The sequence below is a fragment of the Corynebacterium sp. HMSC055G02 genome (assembly GCF_001809065.1).
In the GTDB taxonomy this organism is placed as follows: Bacteria; Actinomycetota; Actinomycetes; order Mycobacteriales; family Mycobacteriaceae; genus Corynebacterium; species Corynebacterium jeikeium_D.
Genome location: NZ_KV795672.1, coordinates 176,439 through 197,330, shown reverse-complemented (window position 1 = coordinate 197,330; position 20,892 = coordinate 176,439). Strand labels below are relative to the sequence as shown.

Here is a 20,892-nt window from a genome sequence, read left to right as displayed (position 1 = left end):
CGACGGTGTCGCCGACCTTCTTCAGCCAGGTGGTAATGGTGCCTTCGGTAACTGATTCACCGAGCTCCGGCATCTCAATAGAGGTCGCCATGTTTGTGCACTCCTCGAAAAGTTAAGAAATCTCGTTTTAAGACGGTTATTACAAATTAGCTTACAGGTTGAAAACTCTGCTTGCCCCGTGGGCTGCGCCCGCTTTCGACTGGTGCGTGGAATAGCTCATTCCAGCCATGATTCCAGCCGGGCGGGACGCAGTCGGATGACCGGCTACTTCGTTGCCAAATCCTCAATCACAGAGAACATCGTCCGAACCGGAACACCAGTGCCCCGCTTCGGGGTATAACCATACTCCCCGGTGGTGTTGAAGGCCGGACCGGCAACGTCGATGTGAACCCATTCAACATCCTCGCCAACGAATTCGCGCAGGTATGCAGCTGCAACGCTCATGCCACCAAAGCGAGAGTTCGTGACATTCCGCAGGTCAGCTACCGGCGACTTCAGGGCCTCTGCTAGCTCAACTGGAATCGGCATTGCCCAACCATTTTCACCAATGCTCTGAGACAGCTCTGCAACACGGTCACGGAACTCGTCGTTACCCAGGACACCCGGGGTGCGCTCGCCAAGAGCGACTAGCTGCGCACCGGTCAGGGTGGCGGTGTCAATCAGGTGAGTCGGATTGTCTTCGCAGGCGCGGACAATGGCATCTGCGAGTACGAGGCGGCCCTCTGCGTCGGTATTCAGAATCTCAATGGTCTTACCGCCGTACTGTGTGATGACATCGCCCGGACGGTACGCCTTACCGCCCGGCATGTTCTCCGCCATTGGAACGGTTGCGGTCACTGGGGTGGATACGCCTAGGCGAGCAGCCAGGACGACTGTGGCAATAACAGCCGCAGCGCCGCCCATATCGGAGATCATGTTCTCCATGCTGGCGCCCGGCTTCAGCGAAATACCGCCGGTATCAAAGGTGATGCCCTTACCGACCAGGCCCAGCGAATTCTCTGCCGACTCATCGCCCTTCCAGATCAGGCGCACCAGGCGCGGCCCGCGCGAGGATCCACCACCCACGGCATTGAGGCCTCCGAAACCGCCGGCGCGCAGAGCGTCGTCGTCAAGCACCTCGACCTCGAGCCCCGCGTCACGGCCCAGCGCTGCAGCAGCGTCAGCAAACGTCTCGGGGTAGAGGTGCGACGATGCTGTATTGACGAAGTCACGCGCGGTGGCAACGGCATCTACAATTGCCGAAGCGCGCTTTACGACGTCGTCATCAGCGCCCAACACAACCACCTTCTGGGTGGCCTCGTTGCTTTCTTCGTCGCTCTTCTGACCGGAGTAAGCGTAAGCGCCCAGCGCAAAGCCCTCGGCTGCAGCCTGCGGATCGATGGCGCCGAGAGTGTTAAAGACCACCTTGGCCTTGGTCATACGGCGCGCAGCGGCGCCGCAGGCACGGCGGATGTCCTCGGCATCCAGGTCCTCAGAACCCACGCCAACGCCCGTGACACTGTCGACATCCAGGCCAGCAGGAGCCGGGATGGTGGTCACGGACTCGGCCTTAGCGCTGGCGGAGACTGCCTCAAAGGAGGCGAGCAGCTGCTCTGCAACCGAACCGATGGCCTCGGGTGCGACCAGCTCGAGGCCATCCTCGCCGTCGATAAGCGCGACGAGGACCGCGTCGGCGTCCGCGGGCAGAGAGTTGTCGGCAGCGATGACCACGCGAGTGCCGATAGCCGGCAGGTAATTGGACAAAACAGCGGCGTTGCGAGAGGCACCGAGCTGTGCCGAATCATTGTTAGCGGGGACTGACATGTAGTTGCATCTCCTTGTAGTCGTACTATGTGGTACACCACCGTATCCCTATTTGCCGGTTCGTGTCCTTCACCCCTGGACAGCGGACTGACGAGCCAGCGCCACGACTATTGGAATGTACCCGCGCCTAGTGCCCGCGACGCTGACATTGCCCTGACTAACACGGTCTTTCGGGGGCGAGTATTGATACGACTCGATCCTCGACGGTTTAGGATGAAAGACATGTCTGCTTTGGAATTTGCAATCGAACGTAACCCGAATCCACTCTCTGATGCCGAGCGCGAGGAGATTTTGGCCAACCCTGGTTTCGGTAAGCACTTCACCGACCACATGGTCCGAATTGACTGGACTGCAGACAAAGGCTGGCATGGCGCCAAGCTGCAGGCATACGGTTCGATTGAAATGCAGCCGTCTTCTTCGGTCCTGCATTACGGGCAGTCGATTTTTGAGGGCCTGAAGGCGTATCGCATGCCGGATGGTTCCATTGTTACTTTCCGCCCGGAGCAGAACGCCCGTCGCTTCCAGCGCTCCGCTGACCGCATTGCAATGCCGCAGCTGCCGGAGGAGACCTTCCTCGAGGCAATCCGCCTGCTGGTTGAAGCCGATGCAGCATGGGTGCCGCCAGCTGGTGGCGAAGAATCCCTGTACCTGCGTCCAATCATGTTCTCCACCGAGAGCACCCTGGGCGTGCACCCGTCGAACTCTTACACCTTCCTGCTCATCGCTTCACCTGCCGGCGCGTACTTCTCCGGTGGCATTAACCCGGTGACCGTGTGGATCTCCCACGAGTACGTGCGTGCCGCGCCGGGCGGCACCGGTGCTGCGAAGTTCGCAGGTAACTACGCAGCTTCGCTGGCGGCTCAGCAGCAGGCAGAGGAAAAGGGCTGCGACCAGGTTGTGTGGCTGGACGCTGTCGAGCGCAAGTACATCGAGGAGATGGGCGGCATGAACCTGGCGTTCATCTACCCGGATGAGACTGCTGACGCTGGTGTTCGGCTGGTGACTCCAGAGCTGTCTGGTTCGCTGCTGCCGGGCATTACTCGGGCATCGCTGCTGCAGGCTGCTCAGGATCTGGGCATGAATGTCGAGGAGCGTCGCATTTCCACCGAGGAATGGAAGAATGATGCCACCTCCGGTGTTATGGGCGAGGCATTCGCCTGCGGTACTGCTGCAGTCATCACCCCGGTCGGGTTTGTGAAGTCCGCTGAGGGCGAGTTCGAGATCAACGGCGGCGAGACCGGTGAGTGGACCATGAAGCTGCGCGAGCGGCTGACCGGTATCCAGCACGGCGAGGTTGAGGACACCCACGGTTGGATTTACAAGCTCGTTGAGGCTTAGTTTCGGCGTAGGTCGGCTAAGAAAAATTTAATAGTGGTTACTAGAATTAGTACTTTCGCAGCCCCTGGTCAGTATTCGCTGGTCAGGGGCTGCGTTTTTGCTTTGCTGGCTCCCCAACGGCTGTGCGATTTTCTGATGGTTCATGAATTGTTCAGACGGCATTTGTTTAGCCGTTAAAAACACCTCTAGCGTGACCGGGGTCACTGTGAAAAACTACCAACACGATTGATTTTTGTAGTTGGGAAAACAGTTTGAGGCGCTGTGATGGTGGTAGTTCAAGACTTTTTTAAAGATAGTTTTTCGTCAAGTAGTTCAAAGCGCCTAAGGGTAACCATCGTCGTCACTCTGTTGTTGGCTGCGTGGACGATTGGGTTTAGTGCGATTCCGGCTCCGGTGGCGGCAGCCCAAGATTCGCCTTCGCCGTCCGGGGTGGAACAGCCCGCTCCTACGGGCGAAGGGGGTACGGGCGAAGCAAAAGCAGAGCTAATCATGGATCTGTCTGGTTCGATGCTTGCCGACGACGCCGGAGGCACCCGCCTCGATGCGGCAAAGCGCGCATCCACGGAGCTGATTGACTCCCTCCCGGATGATGCGCTGCTTGGCATGCTGGTTTATGGCCAGCGCGAATCCAGTGATGAATCCAACCGCGAACGTGGTTGCCAGGACATCGAGGTGCTGTCGCCTGTCCAAAAGGTCGACAAAGAAGGCCTGAAGAGCAGGATTGCCGGGTTGGAAGCTCAGGGCTACACGCCGATCGGCAATGCACTGCGTAAGGCGGCTGATGAGCTTGGCCCAGACGGTGAGCGGTCAATTATTTTGGTCTCTGACGGTATCGACACCTGCGCGCCGCCACCGGTGTGTGAGGTTGCGAAGGAACTGGCAGGGCAGGGTGTTGGCCTGACGATTCACACAGTGGGCTTCAAGGTCGATGAAGAAGCTCGCGCTGAGCTGGAGTGTGTTGCGCAGGTATCCGGTGGACAGAGCATGACTGCGGACGATGCTACCCAGCTTGCAGACCACATGAAGTTCTTGACTCAGCGGTCAGTGCAGGGCTACGAAACCACGGGTACTCCTTTCGAGTTCTCCGAGACTAAGGAAGGCGCGAAATGGCTCGGCGAGGGCAAGTACCAGACGACGCTGGTGCCAGAGGTTGCTCAACACGATCGCACCCCGCTCTACTACCGAATCGCAGTGCCGAAGGGACACAACGCGATTGTTACCTCAAAGGTGTTAGCGAATATCGATGCTGAGGGTAAGGGCCAGCAGGATGTCCGAACTGAAGTTGACGAAATCATCAATGAAACTGGCGGAAAATGCCAGGACGACGGTCGTATGGGGTCGCTGACTGGCGCCGAAGCTAGTGCCGATTCGTGGACTCCAACTTCGGCTGATGCAAGCATTCTTGCATGGGATAGTGACCGCATCGAATCCAGTTGCGATCAAACCAAGTGGCTCGTCGCAAATAACGTGTGGGTCTATGACGGTGATTCAGTAGCGGACTATCGTGATGAACCGGTGAAGGTCGAGGTTAGCGTCCAGTTTGAGCCAGTGCTGAAGAAGCAGGATGCTGACAAACTAAATGAGGGGCGGTCTTCTTCGACCGGCGACAAAGCCTACAAAAAGGCCACTTTTGGAGAGGCCAAGCCCGTAAACGGTGGCAATAACGCAGCCCAAGCGCCGGAAGTTAAATCTGGGGATACCATCTCTGACACAATCGTGCCCGGTGAACAGAAGTTCTACAAGATCCCTGTGGAGTGGGGTCAGCGACCAGTGATTGCTGCCCGCACTGGAAATTCGGAGCGCGATAATGCCGATTCCATGGGAGTTGCCCTGCTGAATCCGTTCGAGGTTTCCGTTGCGGATGGAACAATGCACTTTTATCAGGATTCCGAGGACCTGAACTTGTCAACAGATCGTCCGGTCGAATACAACAACCGAGAATCTAATGTTGGAGGACGACCTGTAGCCAACGCCGGCTACTACTACGCGACTGTCCGAATGGCTAACTATCGCCCGGATGAAGAGGTCAGTGGCATCGATCAGCCGTTCCAGCTCGCATTCCTCCTGGACAACAAGCCAACTAAGGGGCCTGACTGGCGACCGACTGACAAGAACGGCCCGACTCCATCCGATAAGCCGATTCTGGCCAAGGGAGAGTCGGAACAGGAAACGTCAAAGGACTCGTCAGAAGATGCGTCGAATGAATCTGACTCCTCGGATACGGATTCTCAGGCATCCGCATCCTCGTCGGACATGGAAGATGAGGGCATGAGCCCGTTGGTCATTGGCACCGTTGTAGCAGTGGTCGCCGTGTTTATCGGCATTGCCGGCGCAATCGTCTACCAGAACAAGAAGCGCAAGGAGTAGACAAACCGTAAGATCAGGAAGTTCCTGAGCAGGGGGGCAGGGTGGGGAAGGCAGCAAAATTGTGTCCGCTTGGCGTATCGCTGGCGGGCACATTTTTTGCTACTTAGCCGCAAGAACTGACAACTCCAAGAATTATGGGCTGCAGATGTGAAACTGTGTGAGTTTATGACACTTTCAGACCATTTTTCGAGCCATTTTTGACATAAACGCAGTCAGTAACTCGCATTGGCCCGCCGTCGCTAACATAACCGCAGTCACTAGCCCCACTGAACCCAAACCCCACTGAACCCAAACCTGGGAGTGCCACCCCAACAAAGAAAAGCGCGTCCCGTGCATCGCTGCGGCGGGACGCGCTTTTTTAATTAGCTGGGAGGCTAGAAGGTGTGCTCGTTCTTGGCGCCCCGGCAAACGGTCGGCGCAAAATAATTTGGGCGAGCCCCGAAACGAGCCTCCTGTACTCCGCCTTCCCGGCGGTGTGCCCTCAGAATACGTCCGCGTCAAAGCGACCGTCAATAGTTCTTTTTAAAGAAAACCCCAACGGGGGCAATGCGCGCATTTTCCCTGCTAGAACCCTATGGCAAGTGCCACGGCACAGACAGCGCACGCTATCTCAATGACTGCACCAAACACGTCGCCGTTGACTCCGCCAAACCTCTTCACGCAATGCCGCGTCAGCAGCAGTGTAACGCCAAAGCTCAGTGCACAAGCGACTACGCCCACGAGCCCAACCACCCAGCCCGACACAGCGAGCAGCAGTATCCACCAGCAGGTCACCGTGACTGTGGACTGAGTACCGGCAGTCAGAGAGCCGAAGCCGCTGTTCGAAAAAGGCGGAAAGCCGCGCCAGCAGGCAGTCGTTGCTGCCGCGCGAGAGGCTACAAAAGGCAAGCACAGCGCAACCACACCAGGCCACATCTGACCAGCAGACCACTGCGACAGCACACTAGCCACAATCACGGCAAAAGCAGTCGTCGTCGTCAACATCGTCAGCACGATGGAGCCCACGCCCATTGGGCCGGTGCTCGGATCGCGCAGCACCTCCCGCGCCCCCTCCGGCGGCTTATACGAGCCGAGGGCATCCGCCACATCCGCCAGCCCATCCAGGTGCATCGCGCGGGTCAACATCTGTGCCGCCACCATAATCAGGGTGCCGCCGAGGATCGGGGTGACGTCGTAAAGCGTGGGCGTGCCTGACGACGACGTTGCGAACAGCGCCGCCGTGATGAGAACTGCACCCGCGGCAGGAACGAGCCCAGCTACTGGCAGTGCGGCGATGGCGCGACGGCCGGTGATGCGGTCGAACACGCTCGCGCCTTTGAAAGGCAGGATGGTGAGCCAGGACAGGGCAGTGGTGATGGCCTCAGCGACGGCATTGCCGTGAGCAGAGGGATCGCCGTCGAGGTTGTCCTGGCGAGACGGGCCGGCTTTGTCGGACAAGTCGATTAGTCCTTGGTGCTTACGCCTGCGTCGGCGAAAGTAGCCATGTTGCGCAGGACCGATACGCCGGACTTGACCAGCGGTAGGGCAGCGACGGCGCCGGAGCCTTCGCCAAGACGCATCCCGTATTCGAGAAGTGGTTCCTTATCCAGGTGTCGAAGGGCAAGCGCGTGCGCGGGCTCTGCCGACTTGTGGCCGGCGACCCACCAATCGCGGGCGCCCGGAGCGAGCTGGTCAGCCAGCAGAGCAGCGGATGTGACAACCACTCCGTCCAAAATCACAGGAGTGCGACGAACCGCTGCTTGCGCCAAGAACGCGGCCATCACGGTCATATCCGGCGAGGAAATACGACGGAGCACCTCAACCGGGTCATTGCGCAGGCGACGCACGCGGAACATGGCATCGCGTACGGCAGCGACCTTGAGCTTCCACCCCTCGTCATCAATGCCAGTGCCTCGGCCGACGACGACCACCGGTTCGGAGTTGGTCACGGCACCAATCAGCGCCGCGGCTGGAGTGGTGTTTCCGATGCCCAGGTCGCCGGCAATGAGCAGGTCAGCGCCTTCATCAACGGCGGCGTCGGCAATCGCGATGCCCGTGCGGATGGCCTTATCGACCTCCTCCTCGCTCATCGCATCCTCGCGGTCGATAGAACCACAGCTGCGACGGATACGGTATGGCCCTTCGGCATCGTGGTCGAGGGAAATGTCCACACCGGTAACAGTGGCTCCCGCGATGTCAGCGATAGCGTTCACGCCGGCACCCTTTGCCTCGATATTGGCAAGCATCTGAATAGACACCTCGGACGGGTACGCGGACACCCCGCCCTGGGCAACACCGTGGTCACCAGCGAAGACATAAACACGACAATCGTCCAGGTCACGCGGAGGGCATTCTCCCTGACACGCCGAAATCCAAATGCCGAGTTCTTCCAACCGGCCAAGTGAGCCTGCGGGTTTAGTCAACTGCTCATGGCGCGCGCGGGCGGCCTGTTCAGTCTCTTCGTCAGGGCGTGCTACCGGTCCAAAATAATCCGCGTTCATACTCTCAAACGCTACCCGAAAACGATTTGTCTACCGACCATTGGTGCACAGTTATTCGCATTGCTAGGCAGACCGTCATAGGGGAAGCGGCGTGGAGTGAATCTAGTTCGCCGCCTTGACTTCCATGGGGCAGCCAGCCACAACTAGGACAACACGATCACAGACAGCTGCGAGCTGTTGGTTGAGAAGGCCAATTTCATCACGGAAAAGCCGCCCTGAGCGGTGTTCGGGAATGACACCGAAGCCCACTTCGGGCGACACAATGAACAGGTCGGAATCTGCGGGGAAGTTGCGCACGGCGTCGACAAGCGAGTGCGTCCACGGCGAGACGCTGCCCCTCGGCGCCTCCCACAGCCCCTGCACGTCGATGATGTGCGTCAGCCAGGTGCCGACATCGTCCAGCAGCATGCGCCGCTCCGGCGACGCGAGAGCTTCCACCGCATCGACGTCATCAACCGTGTGCCAGGCCACTCCGTGCTCTTTTGCCTGTGCTTGACGACGAATGCGGTGCTCCTCAACCCTGGAGTGAAAATCGCTATCACCGGGCCAGGGCCGTGCTGTTGCGATGTAGTGCAACACCGTTGAGGCTGCAGCATCTGAGGCATCGCCGGTTGAGGCTGCGGCGGTGGCCAGCAGCTCGTGCTCAGCCCATGAGGACTTGCCTGAGCGGGCGCCACCGAGAACCAGAGTGCGCATGGCAGATGAGGCTACTTGATCTCGTCGCCGATGTTGACCTGCGGACGCGGAGTACGCAGACGACGCGGCTGAGAAGCGCGGGAGTAAGCGTAGAAGCCCAGTCCCCAGGCCCCTTCGGTGGTCTTCGGGAAGCGCTCGCGCGTCAGCTTGATGGCACGGCGGCCGATGTAGATGCCCTCGATGATCAGGGCAATGATGAGAACCATAGCGATGAGAGATGCGATGTTGGCCAGCTTCGGCAGGGAAGTGCCAATCATCATAATCAGCAGCAGAATCAGCGCGAACGGGAGGAACACGTTAGCGAGGAAGCGACGGGAATCAACCCAGTCGCGGACAAACTTGCGCTCAGCGCCCTGGTCGCGTGGCAGCATGTAGCGCGGATCGCCGGCGGCCATGCGCTCGTCGGCAATGCGACGCTGCTCACGTCGCTCTGCTCGCTCGCGTGCCTTGGCGGCCTTGAGCTCTTCCTTGGACATGGAAGCCTTGAGCTCCTTGCGGCGCTGGCGAGCTTCCTTAGCGGTCAGCGGCGCCTCGACCGGGCCACGGCGGATGCCGCGTTCGCGCTCAACCTCGTTGCGCTTCGGAGTGGGGCGCCCCTTCTTGGGAGTAAAAGCACCGCTGTGCTTCTTCTCGGGCTGCTGAGACTCCGAAGCGGTGCCCTTGGCCCCGCTGGATGCGGTCGCGTCGGTGGCTACGTCTCCGGCGTTGGTTGCGTCAGCGTTAGCTGCGTCAGCTGCCTTGGACTTTTTGTCATTCTTTTTCCACGGTAGATTCACGACCCCAGATTATAAGGTCTCCAAGGTGCTTCCCTAATTAGGTTGCAGGTTGAGGGTCAGGGGCGGGGCAAGGGCGAGGTTTTGGGGATGACCGCCGCGGGGCAGGCGGGAAGAGTGCGCTTGTGGCGTGGGAAGCCGTGGTGTGGTTGCGATGTGGCGGCAAAAAGACTTTCGATAAAGAGAAAGAAAAAGAGAACCCAGAATTGGGAATTAAAGACTGGCCGGTAAGGTTGTGATAAATAATGACGTAGCCGACCTTGGGGTCGACTCGCATACTTAAACACTTCAACAAGGAGGACACGCGCTATGACTACTGCTCAGAGCACTGGCGTTACCCTGACCGAAGCTGCGGCTGCCAAGGCAAAGGCACTTCTGGACCAAGAAGGTGCCACCGACCTGGCACTGCGTATTTCCGTGGCTCCGGGCGGCTGTGCCGGCCTGCGCTACCAGCTCTACTTCGATGACCGCAGCCTCGACGGCGATGTCGCCGAAGTTTTCGGTGGCGTCAAGCTGGTCGTTGATCGCCAGTCGGTTCCGTACCTGTCCGGTGCCACCATCGACTTTGCTGACACCATTGAACAGCAGGGCTTCACAATCGATAACCCGAATGCCACTGGCTCCTGTGCTTGCGGTGACTCCTTCAACTAAGTCATTAGCTGAGCAGAGCTGTCAGCAGACGCTGTGAAAAGCGTCGGATAGTAAAAAGGCTCGGACCTCACTCTTGTTAACTGAGTGAGGTCCGAGCCTTTTCTATTGGTTGCCCCAGCGATGGTGACAGCCTGCCGGGGCAGGATGGGGCTGAATCGCGGGGACCGTCGTAAAGCGAGCTAGAGCTCGACGGGGTAGTCGCGCTGCTCGATGTCCGGAGTGATGCGGTCTTCGATGAAGATGCCGTGCCAGACCATGAAGGCCAGGATGGTCCAGAGGCGGCGGGAGTGATCGCGCTCGGTTGGGTGGTGCTCGGCGAGCATCTTGAGCACGGCGTCCTTATTAATGAACTCATCGGTCTGGGACTCGCGGATGATGTCCTCGGCCCAGCCGTGCAGTTCGTCGCCTGCCAGCCAGTGGCGAATCGGCACCGGGAAGCCCAGTTTGCGGCGGTTGAGGACGTGCTCCGGAACAATCTGCTCCATGGCGCGACGCAGTGCGTACTTGGTGGTGCCGTGAGAAACACGCATGTCCACCGGCAGCGTCTGTGCAACGTCGAAGACCACACGGTCGAGGAACGGCACGCGCAGCTCCAGGGAGTTGGCCATGGTAATCTTGTCGGCCTTGACCAGAATGTCGCCACGCAACCAGGTGAACAGATCCAAGTGCTGCATCCGAGTCACCGGGTCCCAGCCTTCAGACTGCGCGTAAATCGGTGCCGTGACATCGCTGTGGTCCCATTCCTGCTTGGCCCACGGCAGGACTTCCTGCAGCTGCTCAAAGTTAAAGGAACGAGCATTGCCGTAGTAGCGCTGCTCCAGCGGAGTAGTGCCTCGCTGCAGCAGCGACTTGCCGCGCATACCTTCTGGCAGAGCTTCGCCGACCTTAGCCAGACCTCGCAGCAGGGGAGAGGGAACCTTGTCGAACGGTTTCAGCGACAGCGGCTCCTTATAAATGGTGTAACCACCAAAGAGCTCATCTGCGCCCTCACCGGACAGTACGACCTTAACGTGCTTACGAGCCTCTGCGGCCACGAAGTACAGCGGCACCAGTGCAGGGTCAGCTACCGGGTCATCGAGGTACCACATAATCTTCGGAATCGCCCCGGCGAACTCCTCCGGCGAGACGACCTTCACAATGTGCTCGACGCCAATGGCGGCGGCGGACTCGGCAGCCACATCGACCTCGGAGAAGCCCTCGCGCTCGAAGCCGGTGGTAAACGTCAGCAGGTTCGGGTTGTGGCGTTTGGCCAAAGTTGCAATCGCAGTGGAGTCGATACCTCCCGACAGGAACGAGCCCACCGTGACGTCGGCACGCATATGCTTCTCGACGCTGTCCTCCAGCGCACGGGCAATGCGGTCAAAAACGTCCTGCTCAGTGCCCTTGGCCACTTGCTGAATCGGGAAATTTGGCTTGAAGTAGCGGGTCTGCTTAACTTCGCCACCAGGCGTAACGATGGCAGTGCAACCCGACTCCAGACGAACAATGTCAGTGTGCAGCGACTCCGGCTCCGGAACGTACTGCAGATCGACGTAGTGCTCCAGTGCGCGCTTATTCAGCTTCTTCGCATCGATGCCCATCTCCGGCGCAGCTTCGAGCAGGGACTTCTTCTCAGAACCGAAAATTGTGCCACGCTCTGTGGTGGCGTAGTAGAGTGGCTTAATGCCGAACGGATCGCGCGCCAGGAAAAGCTTGCGCTCGACGCTGTCCCAAATGGCAATGCCGAACATGCCGCGCAAGTGCTTTACGACGTCCGCTCCCCAGTGGTGGAACCCAACGACGATAGGTTCACCATCGCCGGAGGTATTAAAAGCATAGCCTTTCTTCTCCAGCTGCTCGCGAAGTTCGACGAAATTGTAGATTTCGCCGTTGAAGGTCATGGAGTAACGATTCGGCTGATTCTCTGGTCCCCACTGCAGCGGTTGGTGGCTGTGGGCAATATCAATAATGGATAGGCGGTTGAAGCCGAAAACTGCGTCCTCATCGTGCCACGTGCCTGCATCGTCAGGGCCGCGGTGCCGCATGCAGGGCAGGGCCCTTTCGACAACGGGAACGAGCTCCGCTGCGTCAGAATTTGCAGCCAGGATTCCGAGAAGACCACACATGCTTCGTGCGCGCACCTTTCGCTTAGTGTCACTTAATGGATTTTCGACAGCTCCGTAGCTAGCGGCTCAGCGCGACTGGTTGTCGCCTTAACCGGTGGCCGTGAAGGACCGCCGCGTGGCTGAGTAGCTGGGTTGAACCCCAGATTGGCGCCACATAGAAATGCTGCACCTACTTTAATGCCTTTTGGGGAAAAGCGAGAATGTCTGAGTTTGCCGTGTCTAGGGCTCGGGGCAAGGTTGCGCGGGACGGTGTGTGCGTCAGCGCGTGGCACAAACACTAAAAAATTCATAGACTTAGGAGCGTCAACAGGGTGTAACTGGTGAGAATGCCACCCCCGATAGGCGGGTCTTTCTCAGTATTTTATTAGGGCAGATATACTCAAAGGCACCCCACAGCCATATTTATTGTGGAGAAAGCTTAAGAATCGACTACTCTGCTTGGGTAGGACGAAACCTTAATCGGTTATCGAAAATTGTGTGGATCAGGAAGGCAGACACACGTGAATCAGCGTAGAAAGTTCGGAGTCGCCCGTAAGCTCGGCGTCCTCGGCGTTGCCACCGGTAGCGCAGCCTTGCTTGCCGGCTGCGATGTTAATCCTCCGGAGAACGGCTTCTTCAAGCTGCTCCGCTTTGGTTGGCCGGAAGGTGTGACCCCGGAAGCACAGTCCATGGGTAACTTCTGGGTTTGGACCTGGGTTGCAGCTTGGATTATCGGCATCATCGTTTGGGGCGTTACCCTTTACTCGATGGCAAACTTCACAGCTAAGAAGGCTGAAAAGAAGGGCAAGGGCGAGTTCCCGCGCCAGACTGCATACAACGTTCCGGTTGAGTTGTCTCTGACCATTCTCCCGATTCTGATCGTGATGACTCTGTTCTTCTTCACGGTTCAGACTCAGGACAAGGTCACTGCCCTGGATAAGGATCCGGAAGTTACCGTCGACGTCACCGGTTTCCAGTGGAACTGGAAGTTCGGTTACGCCAACATTTCCGCTGACCTGATGGGCGGCGAGGAATACAACGGCCGTATTGAGAAGCCGGCTGATGAGCAGTTCTTCACCGAGGGCGGCCACGAGGTTCCGTCCGCTGAGGATCGCGCAAAGCAGAAGGAGCACCCGGTTCACGGACGCTCCAAGGAGAGCCTCGACTACCTGCACTACGACGAGATTGAGACCCTCGGTACCACCGAAGAGGTTCCGGTCCTCGTTGTTCCGGAAGACACTGCAATCCAGTTCGACCTCGCGTCCGCTGACGTGATTCACTCCTTCTGGGTTCCGGAGTTCCTCTTCAAGCGCGACGTGTTCCCGCACCCGGAGGCTAACAAGTCCAACCGTGTCTTCCAGATCGAAAAGATTGACTCGGACAAGATTGCCAACCGACCAGAGGACAACCCGAGCGACAAGGTCAAGAACGCATTCGTTGGCCGTTGTGCCGAGATGTGTGGTACCTACCACGCAATGATGAACTTCGAGATTCGTGCTGTCTCCCGTGAGGCATTCACCGAGTACATCAAGTTCCGCCAGGAGAACCCAGAAGCTACTAACGCTGATGCTCTGAAGCACATCGGTGAGCCGGCATTCGCAGTCTCCACTTCGCCGTTCAACTCCGGTCGTGTCGACACCCGCGACATGGGTGATCGTGGTGCTAACACCATTGACCTGAACGCGACCGCCAAGTAAACCCAGCAAGATTCTTACTTAAAGGAAGTTCTCAAATGAAGTCTGCAGCAAAGCTCTTCTACGGACTTACCGTGTTCCTGGGGTTCATGGCTGTCGTCTACATCTTCGGCACTCAGTACCTCCAGGACACCGGTAACGTCATCAACGAAAGCCAGGGTCGCCTCGAGTGGGCTGGCGCAACCGGCCTGGTCCTCGCAGCTCTGATGACTCTGATGCTCGGTGGATACTTCCACTTCACTGAGCGCCGCTCCGACATCACCCCGGCCGACTTCGAAGAGGCAGAGATTGCCGACGGTGCAGGTACCCTCGGTTTCTTCTCCGCTAGCTCGATTTGGCCGTTCGTGATGACCATGGGCATCCTCCTCATGGGCTACGGCATCGCATTCATGGCCTACTGGCTGATTGTCCTTGGCGCGGTAATTCTGATCGTCTCCGGCACCAAGCTCAACACTCAGTACATCACTCCGCCGGAGAAGCACTAGTCCGAGTGCAATCAGACTGAACCACAGTCGTAGATAACCGAAAAGTCTCTCCCACTAACAAGGGCGTTAGTGGGAGAGACTTTTTTGTTTGGGCAAGTGGGGGAGAGAGATCCCAACCGGCGTTACTTTGCCGGTTAGGCTCCGCAGTCGGTAGGTGAGTGGTAAGTATGTGATTCCGTATCAAGCGAATTCGACGGGTTTCTGCCCCTTAGGCAGTTCGATGACCTCACCATCAGTCACCTGCAGATGACGCGCTTCGAGCGAGTTAATCATGCGGTGATCGTGGGTAATCAAAATAATTGTGCCCTCTGCAGATGCGATTGCGTCTTGGACCTGCTCAATCAGATCCACACTCAGATGGTTGGTAGGCTCGTCGAGCAGCAAGATCTCCGGCGGGTTGGCTACGACCAACGCTAACGCCACACGTCGTTGCTGGCCGATGGAGAGGCTTCCTACCGGGCGATTGGCATCCTCGGGGCTAAGCAATCCAAAGTCGTCGAGAGGCACGCGGGCATCGGGAGCAAGGTCGTACAACTCACGGGCGGACTTGTTTGGGTTTTCCCAGTCTTGTTCCTGAGCCAGCATGGCTACTCGACAGTTCTCGCCGATACGCACCTCGCCAGCCTGCGTCTCAACTTGCCCCATGATGGTCTTAAACAAGGTAGATTTGCCGGCCCCATTAGGGCCTGTGATAACGACCTTGTCTCCGGGACGAATAGTCAGTGAACCAACTCGAATTCGATCTGGGACGACCACACCGCGCATCTTGAGGTGAAAATCCTCATCGCTTCCCGAAGCAGCGCGCTTGGTCGGTAGGGGCGCCGTCAACGGGGCATCAAAGCCCAGTAGCGCCGGCGGACGCTCCACACCTTCCTCGGTCAGCTCATCCAGTCGCTGCTTAGCCGAACGCACGCGGCGGGCGATCTGCCGCTCTACACGACCGCCACGCCGGTCATAAGCCATCTTGTTATTGTCGGTCATTGCCCGACCTGGTGAAACCTCACGGGCGCCATTCTCGATGGTGTCTTCCAACCGATTGCGTTCATGCTCCTCGGAGCGCCACTGGTGCTCCCATAGCTCACGCTGGTGGCGACGGTGCTTTGCGTAGTCGGAGTAATTACCACGGAACAGCCCAATACCAGGGCGCCCCGGCACCAAGTCTCCAATTACAGTACAAACGGCATCTAGGAAGTCGCGGTCATGTGTTGCCACCACAACCACTCCAGGGTGGTTCTGAATGGTGTCAATTACGAGCTGGCGACCGCGTTCATCGAGATGGTTGGTGGGCTCATCGAGAAGCAAAATCTCTGGCTTTCGAATCAGCGTAATCGCGAGCCCCAGTCGCGCCCGCTGCCCGCCGGAAATCTCCGTGGTTAGTTGCTCTATCAGGGGAGCGCCGTCGGGAGCAGTACCGGTCAGGCCGAGGTGGTCGAGCACAATCTCTGCGTTATGTTCGGCGTTCCAGTCATCGTGAGCTATGACGTCCGAGAAGACCTTCGAGTACGCTTTCTCTGCCGCCTCAGACTCATCTGGGGTCTCTGCTAAGGACATCGCCTCAGCTGCCTCTTCCAACTCCGCTAGACGACGTTTCGAGGGGCCGAGAGCCTCATCGATAAGCATTTGCACCGTGGAGTCGAAAGGAGCTTCCAACTCCTGAGAGCCGAGCACACGCGTGCCAATATGAGTCACCGTACCGCTCGTGGGCCGACGACGACCCGACAGCAGCCAAAGAAAAGTGGATTTGCCGGCTCCGTTGTCTCCAACCAATCCGAGGACATCGCCGTCGGAAAGCGTGAGCGAGACATCGCGCAGAACAGGCGTGGCCTCGTAGTCGAAGTTGACACCGTTGGCGACAAGCTGTGTGGCGTTGTTCGAAAGGTCGGTGGTGGGGGAGGGACTGGTAGACATATGTCCATTTTAGTACTGGTAGACAGCAGATTTGTTATCTGACATATGTGGGGTGCAAGACGAGCGCGCAGGAATCCGGGGAACAAAAACCACCCCGGTCGACATCCGAAGTGGATGCGGACCGGGGTGGTCTTATTTGAGCGCAGTAGAAAACCTACCGCGGAGTTTTACTGCTCGAGCTGGCGACGCTCTTCAGCGTTCTGAGCTTCGAGGTCACGGAACATCTGAGCCTGCTGCTCGTGGTTCTCGTGCTCGATACGAGCTGCCTCTTCGGCGATCTCCGGGGAGTCCGGGCTGAAGAAGCTACCGCGACCCGGGCTACCAGCGGCGCCCAGTTCGTTCATGGTCTTCGGGACGTAAGCACCCTGGTACTCGAGCGGAACGGCGTGGCCGTGCTCGTCGACCGGACCCAGTGGCTGGTGGACCTCGATGAAGGAACCATCAGGTAGCTGGTTGATGATGCCCGTCTCGATGCCGTGCTCCAGGACAGCGCGGTCAGAGCGCTGCAGGCCGATGCAGATTCGGTAAGTGACGAAGTAAGCGATCGGAGGCAGGATGATCAGACCGATACGGCCAACCCAGGTCATCACGTTCAGCGAGATCTGGAAGTGGTATGCGATCAGGTCGTTACCACCGGACAGAGTCAGCAGGGTGTAGAAGACCAAAGCCATGGCACCCAGGCCGGAGCGAACCGGCACGTCGCGCGGACGCTGCAGCAGGTTGTGGTGGGCGTTGTCGCCGGTGATCTTCGCCTCGATGAACGGGTAAGCGAAGAGCAGGACAACCAGAACACCACAGAGCAGGGCGACCCAGAAGACTGCCGGGATCGTGTAAGAGCCCAAGTAAAGCTCCCACGGCGGCATGACACGGGCAGCACCGTCAGTCCACAGCATGTAGATATCCGGCTGGGAACCAGCGGAAACCTGCGCCGGGTTGTACGGGCCAAGGTTCCAAATTGCGTTGATCTGGAAGATACCAGCGAATAGCGCCAGGAAGCCGAACGTAATCAGGCCGAAGGAAACGGACTTGACTGCGAAGATCGGGAGAATACGAACGCCGACGACGTTGTTCTCGGTACGACCTGCGCCAGGGAACTGGGTGTGCTTCTGGTACCAGACCAGAGCCAGGTGAGCGGCAATCAGACCCAGCAGCAGGGCCGGGAGAATCAGCACGTGTGCAATGTACAGGCGCGGGATAATCATGTCACCCGGGAAGTCGCCGTTGAACATCATCCAGTGCAGCCAGGTGCCGATAATCGGCAGACCGATGATGATTGCGGACATAATACGCAGACCAACACCGGAAAGCAGGTCGTCCGGCAGGGAGTAACCCATGAAGCCCTCTGCCACGGACAGCAGCAGGAGGATGGAACCGATGACCCAGTTAGCCTCACGCGGCTTGCGGAATGCGCCGGTGAAGAAGATGCGGAACATGTGCGCCATGATGGACACGGCGAACAGCAGAGCACCCCAGTGGTGAATCTGGCGAATGAACAGGCCACCGCGAACCTCGAAGGAGATCTGCAGGGCGGTCTCGTAGGCGCGAGACATCTCGACACCGTTGAGCGGCGCGTAGGCACCGTCGTAAATGACCTTCGACATCGACGGGTCGAAGAACAGAGTCAGGTAAACACCCGAGAAGAGCAGGACTACGAAGGAGTAGAGTGCAATCTCGCCCAGCAGGAAGGACCAGTGGGTAGGGAATACCTTATTGAGCTGCTTACGCATGCCGCCAGACAGGGTGTAGCGGTCATCCATATTCTTAGCAGCGGTTGCTAGTTTCGTTGGATTACTCATGACTGACGCTCCCAGAATGCCGGACCGACGGGCTCAATGAAGTTGCCCTCTGCGTACATGTAGCCTTCTTCGTCAACGCTGATCGGCAGCTCTGGAAGAGCGCGAGCAGCTGGACCGAAGACCGGCTTGCCGTAGTGCAGTGCATCGAACTGCGACTGGTGGCATGGGCAGAGAATACGGTTCGTCTGCTGTTCGTACAGAGAAGTCGGGCAACCGATGTGTGTACAAATCTTCGAGTAGGCGAAGTAGTCGCCGTAGTGGAAGTCTTCCTGACCCTTGCGCAGGATTGCCTTTTCAGCGTCCTGGGAACGCAGACGGATCAGCATGACCGAGTTGCGGGAGCCGTGAATCGAGTGCATGTGTGCCTCGTAGACATCAGCATCCTTGGAGTACTTGTCGCCGTCGTTGACGTCCTCCTCCGGAAGAGGGAAGACGGTCTCCATGGAACCTGCGGACAGGTCCTCTGGGCGGAGGCGAACCAGGCGGGAAACGCCCTTAGTGGTGTAGCCGTGTACGCCCTCTTCAGCGATAGCGCCGGTGTCGCGACCCAGGTAAACCTTGTGGCCCTTCTCGACGAGAGTCCAGCCAGTGGTCCACAGGGTGCCGTCACCAGTGACGTCAACGTCGTGGCGTGGCTTCCACGGGTTCTTAATCATGCCGCCAAGCGGAAGGATCATGCCGATACCAGCCAGGACGGCGCCGGTACCAAGGAGGCCCTTGATAGCGGAGCGACGACCCAGGGTGGAGGTCTGCCAAGAATCGTTCAGCAGGGCAACGATGGTCTTCTGGTCGACCTCTTCGGACGGACCATCGTGGCGGCGCTGAACCGAAATCTCTTCCGGAATGAAGCGCTTGGTGAACTTAACTGCACCAATACCCAGGGTGACGATGCAGCCACCGATGGTGATACCCAGCAGCGGGGTGTACATAGTGTACAGCCACAGACCCTCTTCGCCGTGCCCCTTGTAGTGCCACGGGTAGAACAGGTAGATGGCGATGAATGCCAGGCCAAGAATGACCGACAGTGCCAGCCAGATGGTGACACCACGAGCCGCGCGCTTTTCAGCCGGGTCGTTGGCAATCGGGAAGCGTTCCTTGCGGTAAGCAATGGTCACGTCATCGAGTTCAGCACCCAGACGAGCGAGATCCGCATTGCTCATCTTCGACAGCTCTTCGGAGCTGTACTTCTTGTTTTCGTTATTACTCATCGGCGGGATCCAATCCAAAGAGCGGCCGCTACGAGAGCGACAATGCCTACAATCCACATGACAAGGCCCTCAGCAACTGGGCCGATGCCACCAATGCCCCAACCACCCGGGGTCGGAGTTTCCTTGGCGTTCTTGATGTAGGCGATGATGTCCTTCTTCTCGTCAGCAGACAGCTGGCGGTCAGAGAACTTCGGCATATTCTGCGGGCCGGTCAGCATGGCCTGGTAGATTTCCTGCTCATTTGCAGGATCCAGGACCGGTGCGTACTTACCGCTGGACAGTGCGCCGCCACGACCGGTGAAGTTGTGGCAGGATGCACAGTTCAGGCGGAACAGCTCGGAACCGCGAGCAACGTCAGCCTTGTCAAGCTCACCGTTCGGGCCAGCGTTCTTACCGCGTAGCGACTCCATAGCGATGGAGCCGTCCTCGTCGCGGACGATGCCGGCGCCGCCGCCATTAGCCTGGACGTAGGCTGCGATAGCCAGCGTCTGCTCTTCGGAGTAACGCGGGGTCTTACGTGCTGCCTGAGCCTCGTTGCGGAGCATCGGCATACGACCGGAGTGAACCTGGAAGTAAACCGAGCCTTCGCCGACGCCGATCAGCGACTTGCCGCGGTCCTTAACGCCCTGAAGGTTGGCGCCGTGGCAAGTAATACAAGCAACGTCGTAAAGCTCCTTGCCCTGCTGAATCATTGCGGCTTCATCCTGCTGAGCAGTAGCCGTCTGTGCATCAGGGGTCAGAGCATTAGCGAGGAAGCCCGCGCCGGTGAGGGCGAGAGCCATAGCCATAATGCCGGAGGCAGTACGGCGCATCTTGCGGCGGCCCTTTGACTTCGGGGCCGCAGCCAAGGACGTGGTGTCCTTGGTTTCGGAGGTAGTGTTTTCCATCTTTTTCCCTTTAATACTGTTCGTGGAAAGTGGATGGGCTGTAGGCCGTACTAAACAAAGGACGGCCAATACGGCCTACTGGATGAAGTAGATGGTGATAAACAGGCCAATCCACACGACGTCGACGAAGTGCCAGTAGTACGAGACCACGATGGCAGCAGTGGCCTGTGCCGGGGTGAACTTCGCCTTGGAGGTACGGATAAGCACCACAACGAAAGCCAGCACACCCGCGAGGACGTGGGCTGCGTGGAATCCGGTGGTGATGAAGAAGACCGAACCGTAAATGGAGTTCTGAATGGTCAGACCGTGGCTAACCAGTGTGAAGTACTCGTAAGCCTGGCCGACGAGGAAGATTGCACCCAGGGCGGTAGACAGTGCGTACCACTTACGGAGTGCGAAAACGTCGCCACGCTCGGCCGCGAACACGCCCCACTGGGCAGTGAACGAAGACGACACTAGGATCACGGTGATCAATAGTGCGTACGGGACATTGAGGTGGCCGGTACCCCAATCCCACGAATCGCCCTGGCCGTTCGCGCGTGACACGAAGTACATCGCGAACAGACCGGCGAAGAACATTAATTCCTGAGACAGGAACACAATCGTGCCGACACTGACCATATTCGGTCGGTTCAGTGTCGCAGCACGACGTGGTGCTGTCATACCTTGATTTTCAACTGCGCTCGTCACAACTAACAGTATGTACTGTTCTTAAGGAGTAG

Annotated in this window: 17 protein-coding genes; 5 read left to right on the top strand and 12 right to left on the bottom strand. The window is 58.4% G+C overall.

The features are described 5' to 3' along the window. Together HMPREF2547_RS11125 and HMPREF2547_RS09460 are read right to left on the bottom strand one after the other, a co-directional pair. A partial coding sequence (locus tag HMPREF2547_RS11125; RefSeq protein ID WP_141744350.1) for a biotin/lipoyl-containing protein occupies positions 1-91 on the bottom strand: 91 nt, incomplete at its 3' end. Between the two features lie 173 nt (positions 92-264). Further along, complete coding sequence (locus tag HMPREF2547_RS09460) at positions 265-1,803, bottom strand: leucyl aminopeptidase (protein ID WP_083296886.1); 1,539 nt, start codon at positions 1,801-1,803, stop codon at positions 265-267. Positions 1,804-2,025: 222 nt separating this feature from the next. Here HMPREF2547_RS09460 and HMPREF2547_RS09455 point away from each other — a divergent pair, with 222 nt between their 5' ends. Both HMPREF2547_RS09455 and HMPREF2547_RS09450 read left to right on the top strand, forming a co-directional pair. Further along, on the top strand, positions 2,026-3,141 hold the full coding sequence (locus HMPREF2547_RS09455) for a branched-chain amino acid aminotransferase (RefSeq protein ID WP_049170221.1): 1,116 nt from the start codon (positions 2,026-2,028) through the stop codon (positions 3,139-3,141). A gap of 264 nt (positions 3,142-3,405) precedes the next feature. Further along, entirely contained in the window at positions 3,406-5,508 is a 2,103-nt protein-coding gene (locus tag HMPREF2547_RS09450) for a vWA domain-containing protein (protein ID WP_083276390.1), read from the top strand. A 564-nt stretch (positions 5,509-6,072) separates the two neighbouring features. On the opposite strand, the gene HMPREF2547_RS09445 is transcribed toward HMPREF2547_RS09450, so the two are convergent. The 4 genes from HMPREF2547_RS09445 to HMPREF2547_RS09430 all read right to left on the bottom strand — a co-directional run bounded on the left by HMPREF2547_RS09445 (position 6,073) and on the right by HMPREF2547_RS09430 (position 9,460). Next, entirely contained in the window at positions 6,073-6,945 is an 873-nt protein-coding gene (locus HMPREF2547_RS09445; protein WP_049192930.1) for an adenosylcobinamide-GDP ribazoletransferase, read from the bottom strand. A gap of 5 nt (positions 6,946-6,950) precedes the next feature. Beyond that, positions 6,951-7,988 (bottom strand): nicotinate-nucleotide--dimethylbenzimidazole phosphoribosyltransferase, encoded by a 1,038-nt coding sequence (gene cobT / locus HMPREF2547_RS09440; protein ID WP_049190512.1) that lies wholly within the window; start codon positions 7,986-7,988, stop codon positions 6,951-6,953. A gap of 102 nt (positions 7,989-8,090) precedes the next feature. Continuing rightward, complete coding sequence (locus HMPREF2547_RS09435; protein ID WP_070566886.1) at positions 8,091-8,684, bottom strand: bifunctional adenosylcobinamide kinase/adenosylcobinamide-phosphate guanylyltransferase; 594 nt, start codon at positions 8,682-8,684, stop codon at positions 8,091-8,093. Between the two features lie 11 nt (positions 8,685-8,695). After that, positions 8,696-9,460 (bottom strand): DUF3043 domain-containing protein, encoded by a 765-nt coding sequence (locus HMPREF2547_RS09430; RefSeq protein ID WP_070605656.1) that lies wholly within the window; start codon positions 9,458-9,460, stop codon positions 8,696-8,698. A 306-nt stretch (positions 9,461-9,766) separates the two neighbouring features. Between HMPREF2547_RS09430 and HMPREF2547_RS09425 the strand changes: the two genes are divergently transcribed. Then, positions 9,767-10,108 (top strand): HesB/IscA family protein, encoded by a 342-nt coding sequence (locus HMPREF2547_RS09425; protein WP_005512007.1) that lies wholly within the window; start codon positions 9,767-9,769, stop codon positions 10,106-10,108. 179 nt (positions 10,109-10,287) lie between these two features. On the opposite strand, the gene asnB is transcribed toward HMPREF2547_RS09425, so the two are convergent. Then, on the bottom strand, positions 10,288-12,213 hold the full coding sequence (gene asnB / locus HMPREF2547_RS09420; protein ID WP_070605654.1) for an asparagine synthase (glutamine-hydrolyzing): 1,926 nt from the start codon (positions 12,211-12,213) through the stop codon (positions 10,288-10,290). Positions 12,214-12,713: 500 nt separating this feature from the next. Here asnB and HMPREF2547_RS09415 point away from each other — a divergent pair, with 500 nt between their 5' ends. Both HMPREF2547_RS09415 and HMPREF2547_RS09410 read left to right on the top strand, forming a co-directional pair. Beyond that, entirely contained in the window at positions 12,714-13,889 is a 1,176-nt protein-coding gene (locus HMPREF2547_RS09415; protein WP_049190506.1) for an aa3-type cytochrome oxidase subunit II, read from the top strand. Between the two features lie 35 nt (positions 13,890-13,924). Beyond that, positions 13,925-14,371, top strand: coding sequence for an aa3-type cytochrome oxidase subunit IV (locus HMPREF2547_RS09410; protein ID WP_016423031.1), 447 nt, complete (start codon positions 13,925-13,927; stop codon positions 14,369-14,371). 180 nt (positions 14,372-14,551) lie between these two features. Here the strand turns inward: HMPREF2547_RS09410 and HMPREF2547_RS09405 are convergent, their stop codons facing one another. The 5 genes from HMPREF2547_RS09405 to HMPREF2547_RS09385 all read right to left on the bottom strand — a co-directional run bounded on the left by HMPREF2547_RS09405 (position 14,552) and on the right by HMPREF2547_RS09385 (position 20,860). After that, on the bottom strand, positions 14,552-16,279 hold the full coding sequence (locus HMPREF2547_RS09405) for an ABC-F family ATP-binding cassette domain-containing protein (protein WP_070605652.1): 1,728 nt from the start codon (positions 16,277-16,279) through the stop codon (positions 14,552-14,554). Between the two features lie 167 nt (positions 16,280-16,446). Beyond that, positions 16,447-18,075: a cytochrome bc1 complex cytochrome b subunit gene (locus HMPREF2547_RS09400; protein WP_016423029.1), complete on the bottom strand. Its 1,629-nt coding sequence runs from the start codon at positions 18,073-18,075 to the stop codon at positions 16,447-16,449. Beyond that, the gene (locus tag HMPREF2547_RS09395; RefSeq protein WP_049170241.1) at positions 18,072-19,283 is read right to left on the bottom strand and encodes a cytochrome bc1 complex Rieske iron-sulfur subunit; all 1,212 of its coding nucleotides are present in this window, start codon (positions 19,281-19,283) and stop codon (positions 18,072-18,074) included. Before HMPREF2547_RS09395 ends, HMPREF2547_RS09400 begins: the two co-directional genes overlap by 4 nt. Further along, the gene (locus tag HMPREF2547_RS09390) at positions 19,280-20,170 is read right to left on the bottom strand and encodes a cytochrome bc1 complex diheme cytochrome c subunit (protein WP_016423027.1); all 891 of its coding nucleotides are present in this window, start codon (positions 20,168-20,170) and stop codon (positions 19,280-19,282) included. The genes HMPREF2547_RS09395 and HMPREF2547_RS09390 overlap by 4 nt, the downstream gene beginning before the upstream one ends. 75 nt (positions 20,171-20,245) lie before the next feature. Further along, entirely contained in the window at positions 20,246-20,860 is a 615-nt protein-coding gene (locus HMPREF2547_RS09385) for an aa3-type cytochrome oxidase subunit III (RefSeq protein WP_088611596.1), read from the bottom strand. Between the last annotated feature and the right edge of the window lie 32 nt (positions 20,861-20,892).